This window comes from Streptomyces sp. NPDC046727, from assembly GCF_040645635.1.
GTDB lineage: Bacteria > Actinomycetota > Actinomycetes > Streptomycetales > Streptomycetaceae > Streptomyces.
Genome location: NZ_JBEYYR010000050.1, coordinates 1 through 16,983, shown reverse-complemented (window position 1 = coordinate 16,983; position 16,983 = coordinate 1). Strand labels below are relative to the sequence as shown.

16 protein-coding genes and 2 pseudogenes are annotated in these 16,983 nt (G+C 70.8%); 10 read left to right on the top strand and 8 right to left on the bottom strand.

Features of this window, described 5'->3' with window-relative positions:
- The first annotated feature begins 57 nt into the window (after positions 1-57).
- Positions 58-372 carry a hypothetical protein gene (locus tag ABZ937_RS38705; RefSeq protein ID WP_361699347.1) on the top strand — a complete coding sequence of 105 codons (315 nt, stop codon included), beginning with the start codon at positions 58-60 and terminating at the stop codon, positions 370-372.
- 45 nt (positions 373-417) lie between these two features.
- Positions 418-1,230, top strand: coding sequence for a PhzF family phenazine biosynthesis protein (locus ABZ937_RS38700; protein WP_361699345.1), 813 nt, complete (start codon positions 418-420; stop codon positions 1,228-1,230).
- 8 nt (positions 1,231-1,238) lie between these two features.
- Here ABZ937_RS38700 and ABZ937_RS38695 read toward each other — a convergent pair whose 3' ends face one another.
- A complete protein-coding gene (locus tag ABZ937_RS38695) occupies positions 1,239-2,039 on the bottom strand; it encodes a type II CAAX endopeptidase family protein (RefSeq protein WP_361699440.1) in 801 nt (266 codons plus the stop codon).
- Positions 2,040-2,227: 188 nt separating this feature from the next.
- Positions 2,228-3,745: a glutamate--cysteine ligase gene (locus tag ABZ937_RS38690; RefSeq protein ID WP_361699343.1), complete on the bottom strand. Its 1,518-nt coding sequence runs from the start codon at positions 3,743-3,745 to the stop codon at positions 2,228-2,230.
- Between the two features lie 571 nt (positions 3,746-4,316).
- On the opposite strand from ABZ937_RS38690, the gene ABZ937_RS38685 reads away from it, so the two are divergent.
- Together ABZ937_RS38685 and ABZ937_RS38680 are read left to right on the top strand one after the other, a co-directional pair.
- The gene (locus ABZ937_RS38685) at positions 4,317-4,901 is read left to right on the top strand and encodes a hypothetical protein (protein WP_361699341.1); all 585 of its coding nucleotides are present in this window, start codon (positions 4,317-4,319) and stop codon (positions 4,899-4,901) included.
- A gap of 280 nt (positions 4,902-5,181) precedes the next feature.
- Complete coding sequence (locus tag ABZ937_RS38680; RefSeq protein WP_361699339.1) at positions 5,182-5,388, top strand: DUF5999 family protein; 207 nt, start codon at positions 5,182-5,184, stop codon at positions 5,386-5,388.
- A 98-nt stretch (positions 5,389-5,486) separates the two neighbouring features.
- Here the strand turns inward: ABZ937_RS38680 and ABZ937_RS38675 are convergent, their stop codons facing one another.
- The 5 genes and pseudogenes from ABZ937_RS38675 to ABZ937_RS38655 all read right to left on the bottom strand — a co-directional run.
- The gene (locus ABZ937_RS38675) at positions 5,487-6,530 is read right to left on the bottom strand and encodes an endo-1,4-beta-xylanase (RefSeq protein WP_361699337.1); all 1,044 of its coding nucleotides are present in this window, start codon (positions 6,528-6,530) and stop codon (positions 5,487-5,489) included.
- Positions 6,531-6,561: 31 nt separating this feature from the next.
- Positions 6,562-7,326: a carbohydrate ABC transporter permease gene (locus tag ABZ937_RS38670; protein WP_361699438.1), complete on the bottom strand. Its 765-nt coding sequence runs from the start codon at positions 7,324-7,326 to the stop codon at positions 6,562-6,564.
- Between the two features lie 53 nt (positions 7,327-7,379).
- The gene (locus ABZ937_RS38665; protein WP_361699335.1) at positions 7,380-8,378 is read right to left on the bottom strand and encodes a sugar ABC transporter permease; all 999 of its coding nucleotides are present in this window, start codon (positions 8,376-8,378) and stop codon (positions 7,380-7,382) included.
- Between the two features lie 6 nt (positions 8,379-8,384).
- Positions 8,385-9,680 carry an extracellular solute-binding protein gene (locus ABZ937_RS38660; RefSeq protein WP_361699436.1) on the bottom strand — a complete coding sequence of 432 codons (1,296 nt, stop codon included), beginning with the start codon at positions 9,678-9,680 and terminating at the stop codon, positions 8,385-8,387.
- A 390-nt stretch (positions 9,681-10,070) separates the two neighbouring features.
- A pseudogene (locus ABZ937_RS38655) lies at positions 10,071-10,580 on the bottom strand (hypothetical protein); the annotation flags it as partial.
- Positions 10,581-10,612: 32 nt separating this feature from the next.
- On the opposite strand from ABZ937_RS38655, the gene ABZ937_RS38650 reads away from it, so the two are divergent.
- The 5 genes and pseudogenes from ABZ937_RS38650 to ABZ937_RS38630 form a co-directional block, all read left to right on the top strand.
- Positions 10,613-11,143 (top strand): universal stress protein, encoded by a 531-nt coding sequence (locus tag ABZ937_RS38650; protein ID WP_361699333.1) that lies wholly within the window; start codon positions 10,613-10,615, stop codon positions 11,141-11,143.
- Positions 11,144-11,254: 111 nt separating this feature from the next.
- Positions 11,255-11,812 (top strand): hypothetical protein, encoded by a 558-nt coding sequence (locus ABZ937_RS38645; protein WP_361699331.1) that lies wholly within the window; start codon positions 11,255-11,257, stop codon positions 11,810-11,812.
- Positions 11,813-12,134: 322 nt separating this feature from the next.
- Positions 12,135-14,084, top strand: a complete 1,950-nt coding sequence (locus ABZ937_RS38640; protein WP_361699328.1) for an amino acid transporter — start codon at positions 12,135-12,137, stop codon at positions 14,082-14,084.
- Between the two features lie 107 nt (positions 14,085-14,191).
- Positions 14,192-14,587, top strand: a complete 396-nt coding sequence (locus ABZ937_RS38635; RefSeq protein ID WP_361699326.1) for a helix-turn-helix transcriptional regulator — start codon at positions 14,192-14,194, stop codon at positions 14,585-14,587.
- Positions 14,588-14,966: 379 nt separating this feature from the next.
- Positions 14,967-15,448: pseudogene (locus ABZ937_RS38630) on the top strand (molybdopterin cofactor-binding domain-containing protein); the annotation flags it as partial.
- Here the strand turns inward: ABZ937_RS38630 and ABZ937_RS38625 are convergent.
- Positions 15,363-15,851, bottom strand: a complete 489-nt coding sequence (locus ABZ937_RS38625; protein ID WP_361699324.1) for a molybdopterin-dependent oxidoreductase — start codon at positions 15,849-15,851, stop codon at positions 15,363-15,365. The pseudogene ABZ937_RS38630 and the gene ABZ937_RS38625 overlap by 86 nt on opposite strands.
- A gap of 203 nt (positions 15,852-16,054) precedes the next feature.
- Between ABZ937_RS38625 and modA the strand changes: the two genes are divergently transcribed.
- Positions 16,055-16,873: a molybdate ABC transporter substrate-binding protein gene (gene modA / locus ABZ937_RS38620; RefSeq protein WP_361699322.1), complete on the top strand. Its 819-nt coding sequence runs from the start codon at positions 16,055-16,057 to the stop codon at positions 16,871-16,873.
- The last annotated feature ends 110 nt before the right edge of the window (positions 16,874-16,983 follow it).

The following is a 16,983-nucleotide window of genomic DNA, read 5'->3' as shown; positions in this document are numbered from 1 at the left end:
GCGTACTCCGCTGTCTAGCGTGGGCGGCGCCCGAGCGAGCCCTCCCGAGGAGCCCCGATGCGCCCTGATTCCCCCGCCTACCTGCGTGTTGTCCGTACCAGCGGCTGGTACGACCTGATCGTCACGGCCGGCTTCGCGACACCCTGGACGTACCGGCTGGTCCACCACCTACGACCGCTGCGGTCGCACGGCGTTCTCGACGGCGCCGCGCGTGTGCTGTTCTCCCTGTGGCTGGCGTACGCCCTGGCGCACGGCGGGCCGGCGGTGCTGTGGCCGTTCCTCGTCGTGGGGGTGTCGTTCGGTGTCGCCCAGCTCGCCCCGTGGCCGCGGGCACGCGCCACCGCCGGGCGGGAATCAGTCCGGCACTCGTGAATTGGACTTGGTCCGGCGGTTGTCGCAGCCGCTAGCGTCGGCGCCATGCGCATTCGAATCGTGGACGCCTTCACCGACCGCCCCTTCGCCGGCAACCCGGCCGGAGTCCTGCTCCTGGACGACGACTTCCCGGACGACGACTGGCTCCAGAACGTCGCCATGGAGGTCAACCACGCCGAGACGGCGTTCGCGCACCGGCTGCCCGAGGGCGGCGCGGCCGACTGGGCGCTGCGCTGGTTCACGCCCGTCGCCGAGGTCGCGATGTGCGGACACGCCACCCTCGCCACGGCCCACGTCCTGCACACCACCGGTGCCCACGAGGGACCGGTCCGCTTCGCCACGCGCAGCGGCGTGCTGATCGCCACGCCCGCCGCGGACGGCTCGATCACCCTCGACTTCCCGACCGCCCCGCTCACCCCGGTCGAGCTGCCGGCCGGGGTCGCCGAGGCGCTGGGCGCGGAGCCGGTCGCCGCCTTCGACACCGGGGAGAACATCGGCGACCTGCTGGTGGAGCTGGCCGACGAGAAGACCGTCCTCGGCCTCTCCCCCGACCACAAGGCCCTCGGCGCCTACTCCTCGCGCGGCATCATCGCCACCGCCCGCGCCGCGGACCCCGACGGCGGCTACGACTACATCTCCCGCTGCTTCTTCCCGAACGTCGGCATCGACGAGGACCCGGTGACCGGCAGCGCCCACACCGCGCTCGCCCCGCACTGGTCCGCCCGCCTCGGCCGCGACGACCTCACCGGGCTGCAGGCCTCCCGCCGCACCGGCCTGGTCCGCACCGCTCTGCGCGGCGAGCGCACCCTGCTCACCGGCCGCGCGGTGACGGTCGTCGAGGGCGAGCTGCACGCCTGACGGCCCGCTCAGGCGGTCGGCAGCCAGCCCACCTTGCCCGCGAGGAGGGCGTAACCGACGAACGCGCCGATGTCGAGCAGCGAGTGCGCGACGACCAGGGGTCCGACCCGGCCCCAGCGGCGGTACAGCCAGACGAACACCACGCCCATGACCATGTTGCCGAGGAAGCCGCCGATGCCCTGGTAGAGGTGGTACGAGCCGCGCAGGACCGCGCTGGCCACCAGCGCGGTCCCCGGGGTCCAGCCCAACTGGCCCAGCCTGCGCAGCAGATACCCGACGACGATCACCTCTTCGAGGATCGCGTTCTGCAGGGCCGAGAGGATCAGCACCGGATACTTCCACCACACGTCCGGCAGCGCCTCGGGTACGACGGTGAGGTTGAAGCCGAGGCCGCGGGCGGCCAGATAGAAGGCGATGCCGGTGCTGCCGATCACGGCCGCGATACCGGCGCCACGGGCCAGGTCGGGCCGGGGCCGGGTGCGGTCGAAGCCGAGGGCGCGCAGGCTCGTGCCCTCGCGCAGCAGCAGGTGGGCGACGAGGGCCACGGGGACCAGCGCGGTGGCGATGCCGAAGAGCTGCCAGGCCAGGTCCAGCCAGGGGCGGCCCGGTGCGGCCGAGGCGTTGAGGGTGGCGGCCTGGTCCTTGAGGCCGCCCGGTTTGGTGACCGAGCCGATGAAACTGATCAGCGCGGACACTCCGCTCGCGCCGAGCGAGAGGGCGAGCACGAGCAGGGTCTCGTCCCGCAGCATCCGCCGCGGATCGCGCCCCCGCGCCGAGGAATCGGCCACCGAGTCAGCCTCCACCTGCACCCCTGCCTCCAGCCGGCTCACGGGCCCCCTGGCCCACCTTCGCCTCGCAAGGATCGCAGAAGGAGCTGTGAGCACGACGCCCGGACCGAGCCCACGACGCCGGCACCGGCCGCACCACCCGGCCGACGAAGGCGGCACCCACCCGACAAGGCCCCGCTCACCCACAGCCCAGCCGCCGCAGCCCCCGGTCAGCCGAGGGGAGCCGGTTCCGGCAAGCCCACCGGCCACGTGTGCACCGGCTCTCCCCCATGCATCAGCTCGGCGTAGCGGCGTGTCGTTGCCGCCAGGGCCGCGTCGCGGGAGAGGCCCCGCTCCAGTGCCCGGTGGAACGTGGCCGCCTGCCAGGACGCGCCGTTGACCCGGCGCCGGCAGCGTTCCTCGATCACGCCGAGGTAGAGGTCCCGGTCGGCGGCCTCCACACCCCACGCGTCGAGCCCGGCCGAGGCGAGCGGCAGCAGCTCGTCGCGGACCAGGGTGACCGCGTCGACCTCGCCCGTGCCGCCGTACCGTCCCCGCCGGGGCCAGACGAAGCGCGCGTCGATGCCGTGCCGGCACGCCATGTCGAAGTTGGCCTCGGCCGTGGCGAAGGACATCCGCGTCCACACCGGCCGGGACTCCTCGGCGAGGGCGCGGACGAGGCCGTAGTAGAAGGCCGCGTTGGCGATCACGTCGGTGATGGTCGGCCCGGCCGGCAGTACCCGGTTCTCCACGCGCAGGTGCGGGACGCCGTCCGCGATGCCGTACACCGGCCGGTTCCAGCGGTAGATCGTGCCGTTGTGCAGGACGAGTTCCGCGAGTTTCGGTACCCCGCCCGCCTCGACGACCTCCAGCGGCTCCTCGTCGTCGCAGAGCGGCAGCAGCGCCGGGAAGTAGCGCAGGTTCTCCTCGAACAGGTCGTACGCGGAGGAGATCCACCGTTCGCCGAACCAGGTCCGCGGCCGTACGCCCTGCGCCTGCAGCTCGGGCGGCCGGGTGTCGGTGGACTGCAGGAACAGCGGGGGCCGGGACTCGCGCCACAGCTCGCGCCCGAAGAGGAACGGCGAGTTGGCACCGACGGCGATCTGCGCGGCGCAGGCCACCTGGGCCGCGTTCCACACGTCGGCGAACCGGGCCGGGGTGACCTGCAGATGCAGTTGGACGGAGGTGCACGCGGCCTCGGGCACGATCGACTTCGAGGTGCAGACGAGGTGCTCCACGCCCTCGATGTCGAGCCGGAAGTCCTCTCCGCGCGCGGCGACGATCTGGTCGTTGAGGAGGGTGTAGCGGTCGACCTCGGAGAGGTTGGAGGAGACCAGGTCGTCCCGGTCGAGGGTGGGCAGGATGCCGATCATCACGATGCCCGCGTCCACCTCGCCGGCCTTCCGGTCGGCATAGGCGAGCGAGGTGCGCAGTTCCTCGGCGAGCCGGTCGAATACCCGGCCGCCCAATCGGTGTGGGGCAATGTTGACTTCCAGGTTGAACATGGCGAGTTCTGTTTGGAAATCGCGACTCGCGATACGTTCGAGTACCTGTGCGTTCAACATTTTGGGCATGCCGTCGGGCCCGGCGAGATTCAATTCGATCTCGACTCCCATGAGGTTCTTGGGACGGTCGAATCGCTTCTCGCGCAGCAGCCGCTCCAGCCCCTGCAGACACTTCTGGAGCTTTTCGCGGTAGCGCTGGCGATCGGACAGGTCGAACTGCCCCGCCACGACCTTCTCCCCCATCGAAGTGTCCCTCCTCGGATGGGCGGGCCGGCGATCCGGCCGCCGGGCTCCCGGGTCAGGTGGGATGATGCCCAGCCGAAGCGATCGATAACGTCCCGCGCCGACCCGCCGCCCGCTACTCTGTCGGAATGTTCCCGGCGGCACATTCACGGGGCATGCCGCAGTCTGCTCCTTCGGGTGCCCCGAACACCTCGTGAAAAACGCCGACGACATTCGGCCGACCGCTACCGGTGCGTATTGCGAGGTCAGCCGCGAGGTCCCCGCCCGGAAATCGGGATGAGTTTCGCAAATCGACGGCTGAATTCCCCCTTTCCCGGTCGGTCGGAATGGGATAGACGAAACACCGGCCGAACACACGTCGTATAAACTTCGTCCACAAGGCAGAAGGTGGCGCCCTCCCGGTCCTGGTTTCCGCCGAGTTCCTGCCGTCCCGGTTGACGGGCGGCGGACCGAGCCGCACCCTCGTTCACACCGACCCGGGCCCCACCTCTCCAGCCTTCCGTGAGCAGACAGCGCCGTCCGCCCCACCCCTCCTCGCGCCGCCGCGCCTGTCAGATGAGAGGCGACCCACATGCCGCTTCACGTGCCCCCTGCCCCCGCGCCCGCCCTGCGCTCCGTCCTCACCGCCCTCGGTTCCCCCACCGCGGTCCGTGAGGCCCGTACCCCCTCCCTGCGTGCCGCGCAGGGGCCAGCGACACCGGAACTCCCGCTGCCCGTCCATGTGCTGGACCGGATCACCGCGCAAGGCCTGTCCGCGACCCGGCTGGCCGGCTGGCGCTTCCTGATCCGGTGCGGCGACCGCGCGGTGGCCGCGGCCGAGACCAGGCTCACCCCGGACGGCTGGGCCTTCTCGCACTTCTTCGAGGGCCCGTACGTCGCCTCCACCGAGCGCGCCCTGGAGCAGGCGGAGGCGCTGCAACAGCCGTACCAGGCGCGACTGCTGTCCGTGCCCGGTCTGTACATGCTCACCCTGTGGCTGCACGGCGACTGCTCCGGCGACGGCACCGAGGGCCATCCGGCGGCCACGGATCTGCTCGTCCCGCTGGCGCCGGCGCCGCCCGGGATCCCGGCGCACCGTCCGTTCGGGGTCGCCGAGTTGCTTCCGGTGCTGACGCTCCGGGCGACTCCTCTCCCGCTGCTCGGCTCCCCCGCCTGACCTGACCGACGTCCGCGTACCCCGCCGCCCGCAAGGGCAGCGGGGTACGACTGTCTCCGGCAGCCCGACCGATCGGACTAGTCCCATCCGGCCAGTGCGAACCATCCGAAGTGACAGTGCAGTTGGACTGAACCGTCCGCGCGGGTGACGCGTCATGAACCTGTGAGAAGCGGTGCCGTGAAATCCCTGCGGAATGACTCCCAGAGGACAACACTGGATTCAGACCGACTCATCATCACGGGGGACGGACATGATCACGACAGAGCGAAAGATCCCGCCCATGTGCCAGCACCAGCCGCCGTGCCCGACAGCCGAATCCGCCGACCGGGAGTCCGCCCGCCTCGTGGCGCACCACCCGGAGCAGGGGTGGAGCCTGCTGTGCAACGGCGTCCTGCTCTTCGAGGACACCGGTGAGCTGCTGCCCGACGGCCGCATCATCGCCCCGCACCGACCGCTCGGTGCGGACCAGGTGATGACAGCGGCCTGAGCTCGGCACAGTGACCTGAGGGGCCGGCCGCACGCACGCACCCGGTGCGCACCGGCCCCGACGCATGCCGGGGGACGGCTGCGCACGGTGGTCAGGCGCTAGCGCAGCGCTTCCCGCAGCGCCTGGTAGGCGGGCTTGGGCCGCAGCTCCTCGTCCCACGGCAGGGCCGCGCCCTCGCCGGGGAAGACCGCCGGGATCCACGAATATTGGTCCGTGTAGTCCCAGATGGTCACGCCGACGCAGCGGCGCACGGTCAGACAGGCCGTGGTGAGGTCCCGGTACCAGGTGGCCTGCTCGGCCAGCTTCTCGTCGGTCGCGGGCAGCTGCATCCGTACGTCGACCTCGGTGAGCGCGGTGTCGAGCCCGAGGCGGGAGAAGCGGCGGAGGTTGTCCTCCAGGCTGGTCGGATAGCCGTACTGGAGGGCCAGATGGGCCTGGAGGCCGATGCCGTCGAGCGGGACGCCCTGCGCCTTGAGGTCCTTGGCCAGCCGGTAGTAGGCGTCGCTCTTCGGGCCGACCGCCTCGATGTTGTAGTCGTTCAGGTAGAGCCGGGCGTGCGGGTCGGCCTGGTGGGCCCAGCGCAGCGCGTCGGCGATGTAGCCGGGGCCGAGGGTCTTGTACCAGATCGTCTCGCGGTAGCTGCCGTCCTCGTTGAACGCCTCGTTGACGACGTCCCAGGAGTAGACCTTGCCGCGGTAGTGCCGTACCTCGGTGGTGATGTGCTTCTTCAGCACGGCCCGCAGTTCGCTCGCCGTCCACTGCTTCGAGGTGAGCCAGTCGGGCAGCTGGCTGTGCCAGACGAGGGTGTGCGCGCGGACCTTCTGGTGGTTCTTCCGGGCCAGGTTCACGATCTGGTCGCCGTCGGTCCAGTCGAAGACGCCCTGCTGGGGCTCGGTGGCGTACCACTTCATGCCGTTGCCGGGCGTGATCATGTCGAACTCGTCGCCGAGGATCCCCGTGTAGGCGGTGTCGGTGAGTTCGGGGTTGTCGGTGGCGCTGCCGAAGTAGCGGCCGTGGCGTTCGGCGAGGTCGGCGAGGGTGGGCCGGCGGTCCTGGGCATGGGCCGCGGGACCGGTGGCCAGACCCGCGGTCACCAGGACGGCGGCGAGGGCACCGGCGAGTCTCAGACGTGCCTTGGGCATGGTGCGACTCCTGTCTGTCGAGACGAGATGGCTATCCCTTGGTGGCCCCGGCGGTGAGGCCGCCGACGAGCTGGCGCTCGGCGACCGAGTAGAAGGCGAGGGCGGGGACCATGGCGAGCACCAGATAGGCGAAGACGCGGGCGTACTCCGCCGAGTACTGGCCCTGGAACTGCTGGACGCCGATCGGCAGCGTCCACCAGGTGCTGTCGGTGAACACGAGCAGCGGCAGGAAGAAGTTGTTCCAGCTGGTGACGACGGCGAGGACCGAGACGGTGCCGAGCGCCGGCCGGGCCATGGGCAGCAGCACCCGCCAGAAGAAGCCGAAGGCGCTGCAGCCGTCGAGCGTGGCCGCCTCCTCCAGTTCGCCGGGGATCTCCCGGAAGAAGCCCCGCAGGATGATGATCGTCATCGGCAGCCCGAAGGCGGCCTGCGGGAGGATCACGCCCAGCGGGTTGTCGAGCAGACCCAGGTAGCGCAGCAGCAGGAACAGCGGCAGGGCGGCCACCGCGAAGGGGAACATCAGCCCCATCGTGAAGACGGTGAACAGGACCTCCCGCCCCCGGAACGCGAACCGCGCGAAGGAGAAGGCCGCGAGCGCGGACACGGCGACCACGAGCACGGTCGTACCCACCGCGATCAGCGTGCTGTTGCCGACCAGCCGCCAGAAGTCGCCCGAGCCGAGGATGCCGGTGTAGTTGCCGGTCAGCCAGTGCTCGGGCAGCCCGAAGGGGTTGCGGGAGAGTTCGTCGGTGGACTTGAAGCCCGACAGCACCGCGTAGACCAGGGGTACGACCATCACCGCGCCGACCGCGACGAGGATCAGGTGCAGCGGCAGCTTGCGTACGGTCTTCACGTGCCGTCCCCCCGCATGGTCGTGGTGGCTCCTTCGAGATCGCGGCGGAGCACGAACCGCTGGTAGGCGAGGGCGAAGACGAGGCAGATACCGAACATGACCACGCTGATCGCGCTGGCGTAGCCGACCTGGTAGCGCTTGAAGCCGAACTGGAACATGGTCACGGCCATCGTCTCGGAGTGGTGGTCGGGGCCGCCCTGCGTGATCACCCACACCAGGTCGAACAGCTGGATCGACCCGATGACGGACAGGAAGACGCTGATGCGCAGGGTGGGCGCGAGCAGCGGCAGGGTGACGTTGCGGAACCGCTGCCAGGGCCCGGCGCCGTCGATGAGGGCCGCCTCGGTCAACTCGGCCGGGATCGACTGGAGTCCGGCCAGGTAGAGCATCATGTGGAAGCCGAAGTACTTCCACATCATGACCAGGAAGACGGTGGCCATGACGTACGAGGGGTCGGCGAACCACTCACCGCCCAGGCCGTCCAGCCCGACGCTGCCGAGGACGTGGTCGGCGAGTCCGTCGTCCGGGGCGAAGATCATGGCGAACAGCACGCCGGTGATGGCCTCGGACAGGACGTACGGCGCGAAGAACAGCATCCGGTACACGGCCCGGCCGCGCAGCCGCTGGTTCAGCAGCACCGCCATGGCCAGCGCGAACGGCAGCTGGAGCGCGAGCGACAGCACGACCAGGACCAGGCAGCGCCACAGGTCGCCCAGGAAGACGTCGTCCTGGAAGAGTTGGGTGAAGTTGTCGCCGCCGACATAGTCGGAGGGCATGCCGAACCCGCCCCAGCGGAAGAAGGCGGCGTACAGCGCGAACAGCATCGGCAGCAGTACCAGGCCGATGAACAGCACCAGCGCGGGCAGCTGGAAACCGACCGCGGTGAGCCAGTTCAGCGTGCGCCGCCGGAACCGCCCGCGGGCCGCGGGCACGGCGGGGGGCGGCAGGCCGACGGCCGGGCCGCTGCGCTTGTCCGGGAGGAAGGTGGAGGTCATCGCCGGCTACTGCTCTTCCTTGGCGGTCTTGCTGATCGACTGCGCGACCTGCTCGGGGGACTTGGACCCGGCGATGAGCGCGGCCACGCTGTCGTTGATCTCCTGGCCGACTGCGGGCGCGTACGCCTGGTCGAGGTAGAGCTGGAATCCGGTGGCGGCCTTCAACTGGGTCTGGACGGCCTTGAGGTTGGGGTCGGTGAGGACCTTCTCGGCGGCGGGGACGACGGGCAGGACGCCGGTCTTCTTCACCAGTTGCCGGTCGGTGGTCTCGGCGGCGAAGAACTTCAGGAAGTCGACGGCGGCCTGGGGGGCTCCCCTGCGCAGGGCATGGCCACCGCCTCCGCCGAACACCTCGGTGATCTTCCCGTTCCCGCCCTCGACCGCGGGGAACGGGAAGAAGCCCAGGTCAGAGCCGAGGCCCTTGCCCGAGTCCGCCTCCACGACCGGGGCCCACTGACCCATCAGCTCCATCGCCGCCTTGCCGTTGCCGACGGTGGCGGCCTGGCCGGTCGGGGTGGAGTAGGCGGCGCCGAGGAAGCCCTTCTGGAACGGCTGGAGTTCGACCAGCTCCTTCAGGTGCTGTCCGGCCCGCACGAATCCGGTGCCGGTGAAGTCCTTGCTGTCGCTGGCCTTCCGGAGCGCGTCGACGCCGGCGGTGCGCATCGCCAGGTACGCCCAGTAGTACATGCCGGGCCACTTCTCCTTGCCCGCGAGGGCGAGCGGGGTGACGCCGGCGGACTTCAGCTTCCTGACGGCATCGAGGAATCCGCTCCAGGTGGTCGGGGGCGCGGCGATCCCGGCTCTCTTGAAGAGCGCCTTGTTGTACCAGAACCCGATCATGCCGATGTCGAACGGGATGCCGTACGCCTTGCCGTCGATGAGGTACGGCTCCTTCGCGACCGGCAGGAGCCCGTCGGCCCAGGGCTTGGTTCGGTCGGTGAGGTCCTCGACCAGACCCGCGTCGACCTGCTGCTTCAGTACGCCGCCGCCCCAGGTGTGGAAGATGTCGGGCAGTTTCCCGGAGGCGATCAGCGCGGTCATCTTCGACTTGTAGGCATCGTTCTCCAGTTGGACGATCTTGACCTTGACCTTGGGGTTCTCGGCCTCGAACTTCTTGGCGAGGCCGGCCCAGACGGTCTTGGTCGGTTCCGTGGTCGAGATGTTCCACCACTCGATGGTGGTCGTCCCCGAGGACGACCCTCCGTCCGAGTCGCCGCCGCAGCCGCTGAGTGCGGTCACACCGAGACCGGCGGCGACGGAGGCCGCCAGGAAACTGCGGCGGGACAGTGCGGGGTCGCCCATCATGCGCTCCTTCGAAACTTTCGGCCGTGCTTCGGGGAGAGAACTCCGAAACATTCGAGTGAAATCCCGAACGTTCCGAACCCGGACTCTAGAAACACGGGTGAGGGGCGTCAAGGTGTCGTGCACGAGGTAGCGGGTGCGCAGTCGAACCAGTCGAAGGCGGCGCGGCCCTCCGTGACGTACACGCCGATGGCACGGCCCGTGAATCCGGTGGCCGCTTGGGGGGACAGACAGCGGCCGTCGAGTTCGGCGAGCCGGACGGTTCCTTCGGAAGTTTCGACGGGGAAGGCGAGGACGTCGGGCCCTGGGGCATCTCCAGGTCTCGTCCGGGCGCACGGACAGCCCTGCCCGCGCCGCGCCGGGCTCCAGCAGCGCCGCGGCCCGGCAGTCGTGGTGCTGCCGGCGGCGGCCGACGAAGGTGTGCCCGGGCCGGTCGAGGCTGTCCCCGGTGGCGGTCAGGACGAGCCGGCCGGGCCGTTCGGTCAGCGACCGGCACCCCTCGGGCCTGCGGCGCGGCGATATCCTGTGCGGCGCGAGCACCGGTGCGGCGAAGTCGTCCCGCACCGGCGGCCGTTCGACGGGTGCCCGGGCGGCCGGCGCCGGGTGCCGCTCCCGCACCGGGCCCACCGGAGGCCGGTGCCGGACCACATCGGCAGCGGGCTTTCCAGCACCCGGCCGGTGCGCGGGTCGATCCGGGCGACGGTGACCCCGGCCATCGCGCACCAGCAGGTGCCGTGGTTGCCGTAGGTCCGCATGCGCGCCTCCCGGAGGCGGTCGAAAGTTTCGGCCTGGGCGCCGAATTTCAGTGGGCAGGTGCCGCCCGGCTGGTCGAATCGGCGGCGCGGGAGTGGGATGGAAGGAAGCGAGGACCTTGCAGGCGGGCACGCCCGCGGGTGTCATCCCGCCGGTGCCCGTGTGGAACGGGTGGAGTCATGTCCGGTTACGACGGCTCGGCGGTCGCGCGAGTGGTGGTCGGAGTGAGCGGATCCCTGGGCAGCGTCACGGCACTGCGGCGGGCCACCGCGCTGGCCCGCCGGCTGGGCGCCGAACTGTGGCCGGTGCTGGCCTGGGAACCACCGGGCGGTGACCCCGCCGCGCGGCGCTCCCCCGCCGACGGACTGCTGGTGGAGGAGTGGCAGCGGCTGGCCAAGCAGCGGCTGGCCTCGGTGCTCTACGAGATCTTCGGCGCGGAGGATCCCGGTGTGCCCCTGCACGCCGTCGTCGTCCGCGGCGCCCCGGGCCGGGCACTGGTGGCGACCGCGGACCGGGAGAGCGACGTCCTGGTCGTGGGCGCGGGACGACGCGGGTTGCAGCGGGCCTTCTCGGGCCGGGTCTCCCGGCACTGCCTGGCCCACGCGCTCTGCCCGGTCCTGGCGGTACCTCCGTCCCCGCTCCAGTCGGAGCTGCTGTCCGTCCACCGGCGCAACACATGGCATCTGCGCATCGACACGCGGGGGCTGTGAAGCGAGCGGAGGCGCGCCGGGCGCTGCCGTCCCGTCAAGAACCGGCCCCGCTCCGTCAGAGCACCGTCAAGGTGAGATGCGCCGGGCCGCCGACGTTCTACCGTCTCTCTCATGAAGCACCGCAACGACACCCGCCCCCAGGCGACCGGCTCGTACCCGCCCGGCGCCGGGACCGTGGTGCGGGACCGGAGCTGGACCGCGGACGTGCGCAGTTCGGTCCGCTGCGCCGCCGCACTGTTCGGGCTGCTGCTGTGCATCGACGGGGCGGCCGGCTCGCTGACCTGGTGGCGCGGTGCCCTGTGGCTCCTGCTGGCCCTGCTGCTGCTTCTCGTCCTGCTCCCCGCTCGGGTGTCGGCCGGCACGGGCTGGCTGGCCACGCGCCGGCTGCTGCGCACCCGCCGGGTCCGCACCGATCTGCTCGTCGCGGCGCGCCCGGTGGACGGCGTCGCCCAGCGCCTCGTGCTGCGCGACGCCCTCGGCAACCGCGTCGAGATCGACCCCGAGGTCCTGATCCGCAACCCCGACCTGTGGTACCGGCTCGCCGAGGGGGCCCGCGCCTCAGAGGCGGCCGGCACCCTGCTGTCCGGCACGACCGACCTGCACCGCCTGGCGCGCCGCCTGGACAGCGAGACGGCACGGGGCGTGTTCCGGGCGTCGGGCCTGGAGTGACCGGAACGAGGTCACCTCGGGACACGTGACCGAAGCGCACCGGTGGCCACGCCTCCGGCCTCGTACGCCATGACGCTCGGTGGCCGACGCCGAACCGCCGCCCGCCCCGCGCCCTGACAGCTCACCCGTTCGGTCCCGCCCCCGGAGACCGCCCCCGGCCTCCTCTTTTCATGCGGCTTCGTCCCCCTCAGGCCATTCTTAACGCAAGCTTGACGCCTCCCGCCCACTGATCCGTGGGCCCGGGCGTCACGCTCTGCTTACGCTGGTGCCGCCGTCCGCGTGATGGCCGGAAAGAGCTGAGCCGCACGTCAGGAGCACGCCGATGGCCACGACCGAACGCCCTCCCAGTACCAGCCGCCTGCGCGCCTGGATGCTGGAAGGGCTGTCCGACATGGGCAAGAGCGCCGGGCCGCACGCCCAACCGGAGCCCCCGCACCAGGGACAGCGCTGGTGGCGGGTGATGTGCCTGACCGGCGTCGACTACTTCTCCACCCTCGGCTACCAGCCCGGCATCGCGGCCCTCGCGGCCGGTCTGCTCTCGCCGGTGGCGACCATCGTGCTCGTCATCGTGACGCTGGCCGGCGCGCTGCCGGTCTACCGCCGGGTGGCCGAGGAGAGCCCCCGCGGCGAGGGCTCGATCGCGATGCTGGAGCGGCTCCTCTCCTTCTGGCAGGGCAAGCTCTTCGTGCTCACGCTGCTGGGCTTCGCGGCGACCGACTTCCTGATCACCATCACGCTCTCGGCCGCCGACGCCTCCACCCACCTGGTGGAGAACCCGCATCTGACGGAGGCCCTGCACGGCAAGCAGATGCTGATCACGCTGTTCCTCGTGGCGCTGCTCGGCGCGGTCTTCCTCAAGGGCTTCCTGGAGGCCATCGGGGTCGCGGTCGCCCTGGTGGGCATCTACCTCGCGCTCAACGTCGTCGTCGTCATCGTCGGCCTGTGGCACGTCGTCACCGCCGGGCATGTGATCACCGACTGGAGCAGCGCGCTGACCACGGAGCACGGGAACGTCTTCGTGATGATCGGCGTCGCCCTGATCGTCTTCCCGAAACTGGCCCTCGGCCTGTCGGGCTTCGAGACCGGCGTCGCCGTCATGCCCCACGTCCAGGGCGACGAGGACGACACCGAGGAGCGCCCGACCGGCCGGATCCGGGACACCAAGAAGCTGCTGACCACCGCCGCCCTGATCATGAGCTGCTTCCTGATCGCCACCAGCTTCATCACCACGCTGCTCATCCCCGAGAACGAGTTCAAGTCCGGCGGCCAGGCCAACGGCCGCGCGCTGGCCTACCTGGCGCACGAGTACCTCGGCAACGCCTTCGGCACGGTGTACGACGTCTCGACCATCGCGATCCTCTGGTTCGCCGGTGCCTCGGCGATGGCGGGTCTGCTCAACCTCATGCCGCGCTACCTGCCCCGCTACGGCATGGCCCCGCACTGGGCACGCGCCGTCCGCCCGATGGTCATCGTCTTCACGCTGATCGCCTTCCTGGTCACCTGGATCTTCGACGCCGACGTCGACGCACAGGGCGGCGCCTACGCCACCGGTGTGCTGGTGCTGATCAGCTCCGCGGCGATCGCGGTGACCATCGCCGCCCGCAAGGCGGCCCAGCGGGGCTGGACCATCACCTTCGCGATCATCTCCGTGGTGTTCCTGTACACGACCGTCGTGAACGTCATCGAGCGCCCCGACGGTGTGAAGATCGGTGCCTGCTTCATCGTCGGCATCATCCTGGTCTCGCTGCTGTCCCGGCTGGCCCGCGCCTTCGAGCTGCGCGTGACGCATCTGACGATGGACCCGATGGCGGAACGATTCGTCAGGGATATGGCCAGCCGCAAGATCCGGTTCATCGCCAACGAGCCCGACCGGCGCGACAAGGCCGAGTACCGCGACAAGATCGAGCAGATCCGGGCCGACAACGAGATGCCCGAGCAGGAGGACTTCGTCTTCGTCGAGGTCACGGTCACGGACCCGTCCGAGTTCGAGGCCGGACTGGTCGTGCGCGGCGAGGTCCTGCACAACCGCTACCGCGTCCTGACCCTGGAATCGGCCTCCATACCCAACGCCCTCGCCGCGCTCCTGCTGCACGTCCGGGACATGACGGGCTGCACCCCGCACATCTACTTCGAGTGGACCGAGGGCAACCCGTTCGCCAACTTCCTGCGCTTCTTCCTCTTCGGCCAGGGCGAGGTCGCCCCGGTCACCCGCGAGGTGCTGCGCGAGGCGGAACCGGACCGCGACCGCCGCCCCCGCGTCCACACCGGCTGAGGACCGCCGTCAAGGACGTGCACCGGCACTGAGGCCGTACCGCCTCACACCCGAACCGCCAACCCCACGGTCCGCGGTCCCTGGCGGATGGCCCTATCGTGACCGGCATGCAGTCCTACACCATCGGCCAGGCCGCACGGCTGCTCGGCGTCAGCCCGGACACCGCCCGGCGCTGGGCCGACGCCGGCCGCGTGGCCACCCACCGCGACGAGTCCGGGCGACGGCTCATCGACGGCCGGGCCCTCGCCGCGTTCTCGGTCGAACTGGCCAAGGGGGGCGGCGGTGAGGAGGACGCCTCCCACACCTCCGTCCGCAACGCCTTCCCCGGCATCGTCACCGCGATCAAGCTCGGCGATGTCGCCGCCCAGGTGGAGATCCAGGCGGGCCCGCACCGGCTCGTCTCCCTGCTGACCCGGGAGGCCGTGGAGGAACTGGGCCTGGAGGTCGGCATGGAGGCCACCGCGCGCGTGAAGTCCACCAACGTGCACATTGACCGCGTCTGACCCGGCGACCTCACCGGCACAGCAGCACCGCCCACAGATCGAGCCGGTCGCTACGTGCCCAGGAGCCGTCGCAGGCCAGAAAGGTCTCCAGGGTGTGCAGCGGGACGGCGACTGCGGGGCGGCCGGTCTCCTCCTCCAGCAGCAGGCCGAGGACCGTACGGCTGAAGGCGGCACCTCGGCGGGATCCCGGTGAGCAGGGCTGGGAGGGTGGTCAGGGACCGGGCGTCAGTGAGGAGCGAGGCGCCGGGCGCGCTCGTCCGGGCCGAGGCGAGCGCGTGACGGGCCTGCGTCAGCGCTCCGTCGAACCCTTCGGGTCCCGCGGCGGGCGCACCGGTGCCGCCGTGCAGTACGGCCGAGTTCGGCAACGGCACCCCCACCGCGTGCCGCCCGCGCCCTCGCCGACCAGCTGCTGGACTTCGCCGCCGCACACCTCGGCGTACCGCGCGCCGAGTGCCGGCTCACCAAGGAGGCGGTCCTGCACCCGGGCGGCCGGCTGCTGCGGTCGGCCTCGATCCGGCCGCCGACGGGCACTTCGGCGGCACCCCGCGCTCGGTCGCCTTCAACGCGCACCGGTTCCGGGTGGCGGTCGACCCCGGCACCGGCGAGATCCGCATCCTGCGCAGTGTGCACGCGGCGGACGCGGGCAAGGTGATGAACCCGATGCAGTGCAGGGGGCAGGTGGAGGGCGGGGGCGCCAAGTCGATGAGCGAGAGCCCCTTCAACCCGGTCGCCCCGGCCCTGGCCAACGCCCTGCGGGACGCGACGGGCATACGGTTCACGGAACTGCCACTGACGCGGGACCGGGTGTGGCCGGCGCTGGACCGCCGAAGCCGTAGCTCCCGTCGACCCGGATCGCGGTGATGCCGCTGATGTGCCGGCCCCCGCAGCGGTCCTGCGGGAGCACCAGCTGGGGGCCGACCGCATCGAGCGGGGTGCCGTCGACGGTCACGGCGAGCAGGACGGGCTCGTCCGCGAAGTCCGGGTCGATCTCGGCCCAGGACAGCAGGGCGTGGTGGCCGTCGGTTCCGGTGACCGCGATGAGGAACCGCAGCCGGTCCTTGCGCCGGGCCGGGTCGAAGCCGGGGCCGGCGTCGGCGAGCACGTCGTACAGGAGCGGGCCGGTGAACCGGTGGTGCTGCATGCCGCTGGTCGCGCACTCGAAGCTGACGTCCGCCGTGTGCTGCGGCCGGCGCAGCAGCTCCGGCACGGTCAGCCGGGCGGGTCGTAGCAGATCGCCGGTCAGGGTGAGTTCCGCGTACGTCACCGTCGACCACCTCCCGGAGCACCGTACCCGTCCGGGCCGGCCGTACAAACGCACATGCAAGCTACAAGTCACAAGTTCGCAGCTCATGCGATATGACAGGAGACTTCCTCCTGGCAGATGCGGCAGTATCATCGCCGCACGGCCGATGCCCGGTCGTGCCAGGGCGCGACAGCTGTTCCACAGAACCCGAGGAGTAGACCGTGATGACCCGTTCCGTGCGCCGGACCCGGATGCTGCAGCTGGCCGGTGCGGGAGCCGCCGCCCTGATGGCCCTCAGTGCCTGCTCCTCCTCCGACGACTCGTCGACCCCCGAGTCGGCCACGTCCGGCTCCGCCTCCCCGAAGCTGTCCGGCACGGTCACCGTGTTCGCGGCGGCTTCCCTGAAGGAGAGCTTCACGACCCTGGGCAAGGAGTTCGAGAGCGCGCACCCCGGCACCAGGGTCAGCTTCAACTTCGGCGGCAGCGACACCCTGGCCGCGAGCATCACCAGCGGTGCCCCGGCCGACGTCTTCGCCGCCGCCAGTCCCAAGACGATGAAGATCGTCACGGACAAGCAGGACGCGGCCGGCACCCCGGCCACGTTCGTCCGCAACCAGCTGGAGATCGCCACCCTGCCGGGCAACCCCGACAAGGTGGCCTCGCTGAAGGACCTGACCAAGTCCGGTCTGAAGGTCGTGCTGTGCGACAAGACGGTGCCGTGCGGTGCCGCCGCGCAGAAGGCCCTGGACGCCGGCAAGCTGAAGCTCACCCCGGTCTCCTACGAGGAGGACGTGAAGTCCGCTCTGAACAAGGTGGCGCTGAAGGAGGCCGACGCCGCGGTGGTCTACAAGACCGATGTGAAGGCGGCCGGTGACAAGGTGGAGGGCGTGGAGTTCCCCGAGTCGGCCAAGGCCGTCAACGACTACCCGATCGCCCTGCTGAAGAACGCCCAGAACGCCGCGGCGGCCAAGGCGTTCATCGCGCTGGTGCAGTCCGCCGAGGGCCAGAAGGTCCTGAGCGAGGCCGGGTTCCTCAAGCCGTGACCTCGCTCGACAAGCCCGGCGCCGCGACCGGCCCCCGCCTCCTCGCCCTGCAGACCGACGGTACGCAGAAGTCGTACAGCGGCCAGTACACCGTGGTCGACGGGACCATC

Bases quoted from the DNA above. Each gene is read 5' to 3' on its own strand.
- ABZ937_RS38660 (WP_361699436.1), bottom strand. From the start codon at position 9,680: ATGGGCGACCCCGCACTGTCCCGCCGCAGTTTCCTGGCGGCCTCCGTC.
- ABZ937_RS38645 (WP_361699331.1), top strand. From the start codon at position 11,255: ATGAAGCACCGCAACGACACCCGCCCCCAGGCGACCGGCTCGTACCCG.
- ABZ937_RS38635 (WP_361699326.1), top strand. From the start codon at position 14,192: ATGCAGTCCTACACCATCGGCCAGGCCGCACGGCTGCTCGGCGTCAGC.
- modA (WP_361699322.1), top strand. From the start codon at position 16,055: ATGACCCGTTCCGTGCGCCGGACCCGGATGCTGCAGCTGGCCGGTGCG.
- ABZ937_RS38640 (WP_361699328.1), top strand. From the start codon at position 12,135: ATGGCCACGACCGAACGCCCTCCCAGTACCAGCCGCCTGCGCGCCTGG.
- ABZ937_RS38700 (WP_361699345.1), top strand. From the start codon at position 418: ATGCGCATTCGAATCGTGGACGCCTTCACCGACCGCCCCTTCGCCGGC.
- ABZ937_RS38705 (WP_361699347.1), top strand. From the start codon at position 58: ATGCGCCCTGATTCCCCCGCCTACCTGCGTGTTGTCCGTACCAGCGGC.
- ABZ937_RS38675 (WP_361699337.1), bottom strand. From the start codon at position 6,530: ATGCCCAAGGCACGTCTGAGACTCGCCGGTGCCCTCGCCGCCGTCCTG.
- ABZ937_RS38650 (WP_361699333.1), top strand. From the start codon at position 10,613: ATGTCCGGTTACGACGGCTCGGCGGTCGCGCGAGTGGTGGTCGGAGTG.
- ABZ937_RS38680 (WP_361699339.1), top strand. From the start codon at position 5,182: ATGTGCCAGCACCAGCCGCCGTGCCCGACAGCCGAATCCGCCGACCGG.
- ABZ937_RS38690 (WP_361699343.1), bottom strand. From the start codon at position 3,745: ATGGGGGAGAAGGTCGTGGCGGGGCAGTTCGACCTGTCCGATCGCCAG.
- ABZ937_RS38665 (WP_361699335.1), bottom strand. From the start codon at position 8,378: ATGACCTCCACCTTCCTCCCGGACAAGCGCAGCGGCCCGGCCGTCGGC.
- ABZ937_RS38670 (WP_361699438.1), bottom strand. From the start codon at position 7,326: ATGGTCGTACCCCTGGTCTACGCGGTGCTGTCGGGCTTCAAGTCCACC.
- ABZ937_RS38685 (WP_361699341.1), top strand. From the start codon at position 4,317: ATGCCGCTTCACGTGCCCCCTGCCCCCGCGCCCGCCCTGCGCTCCGTC.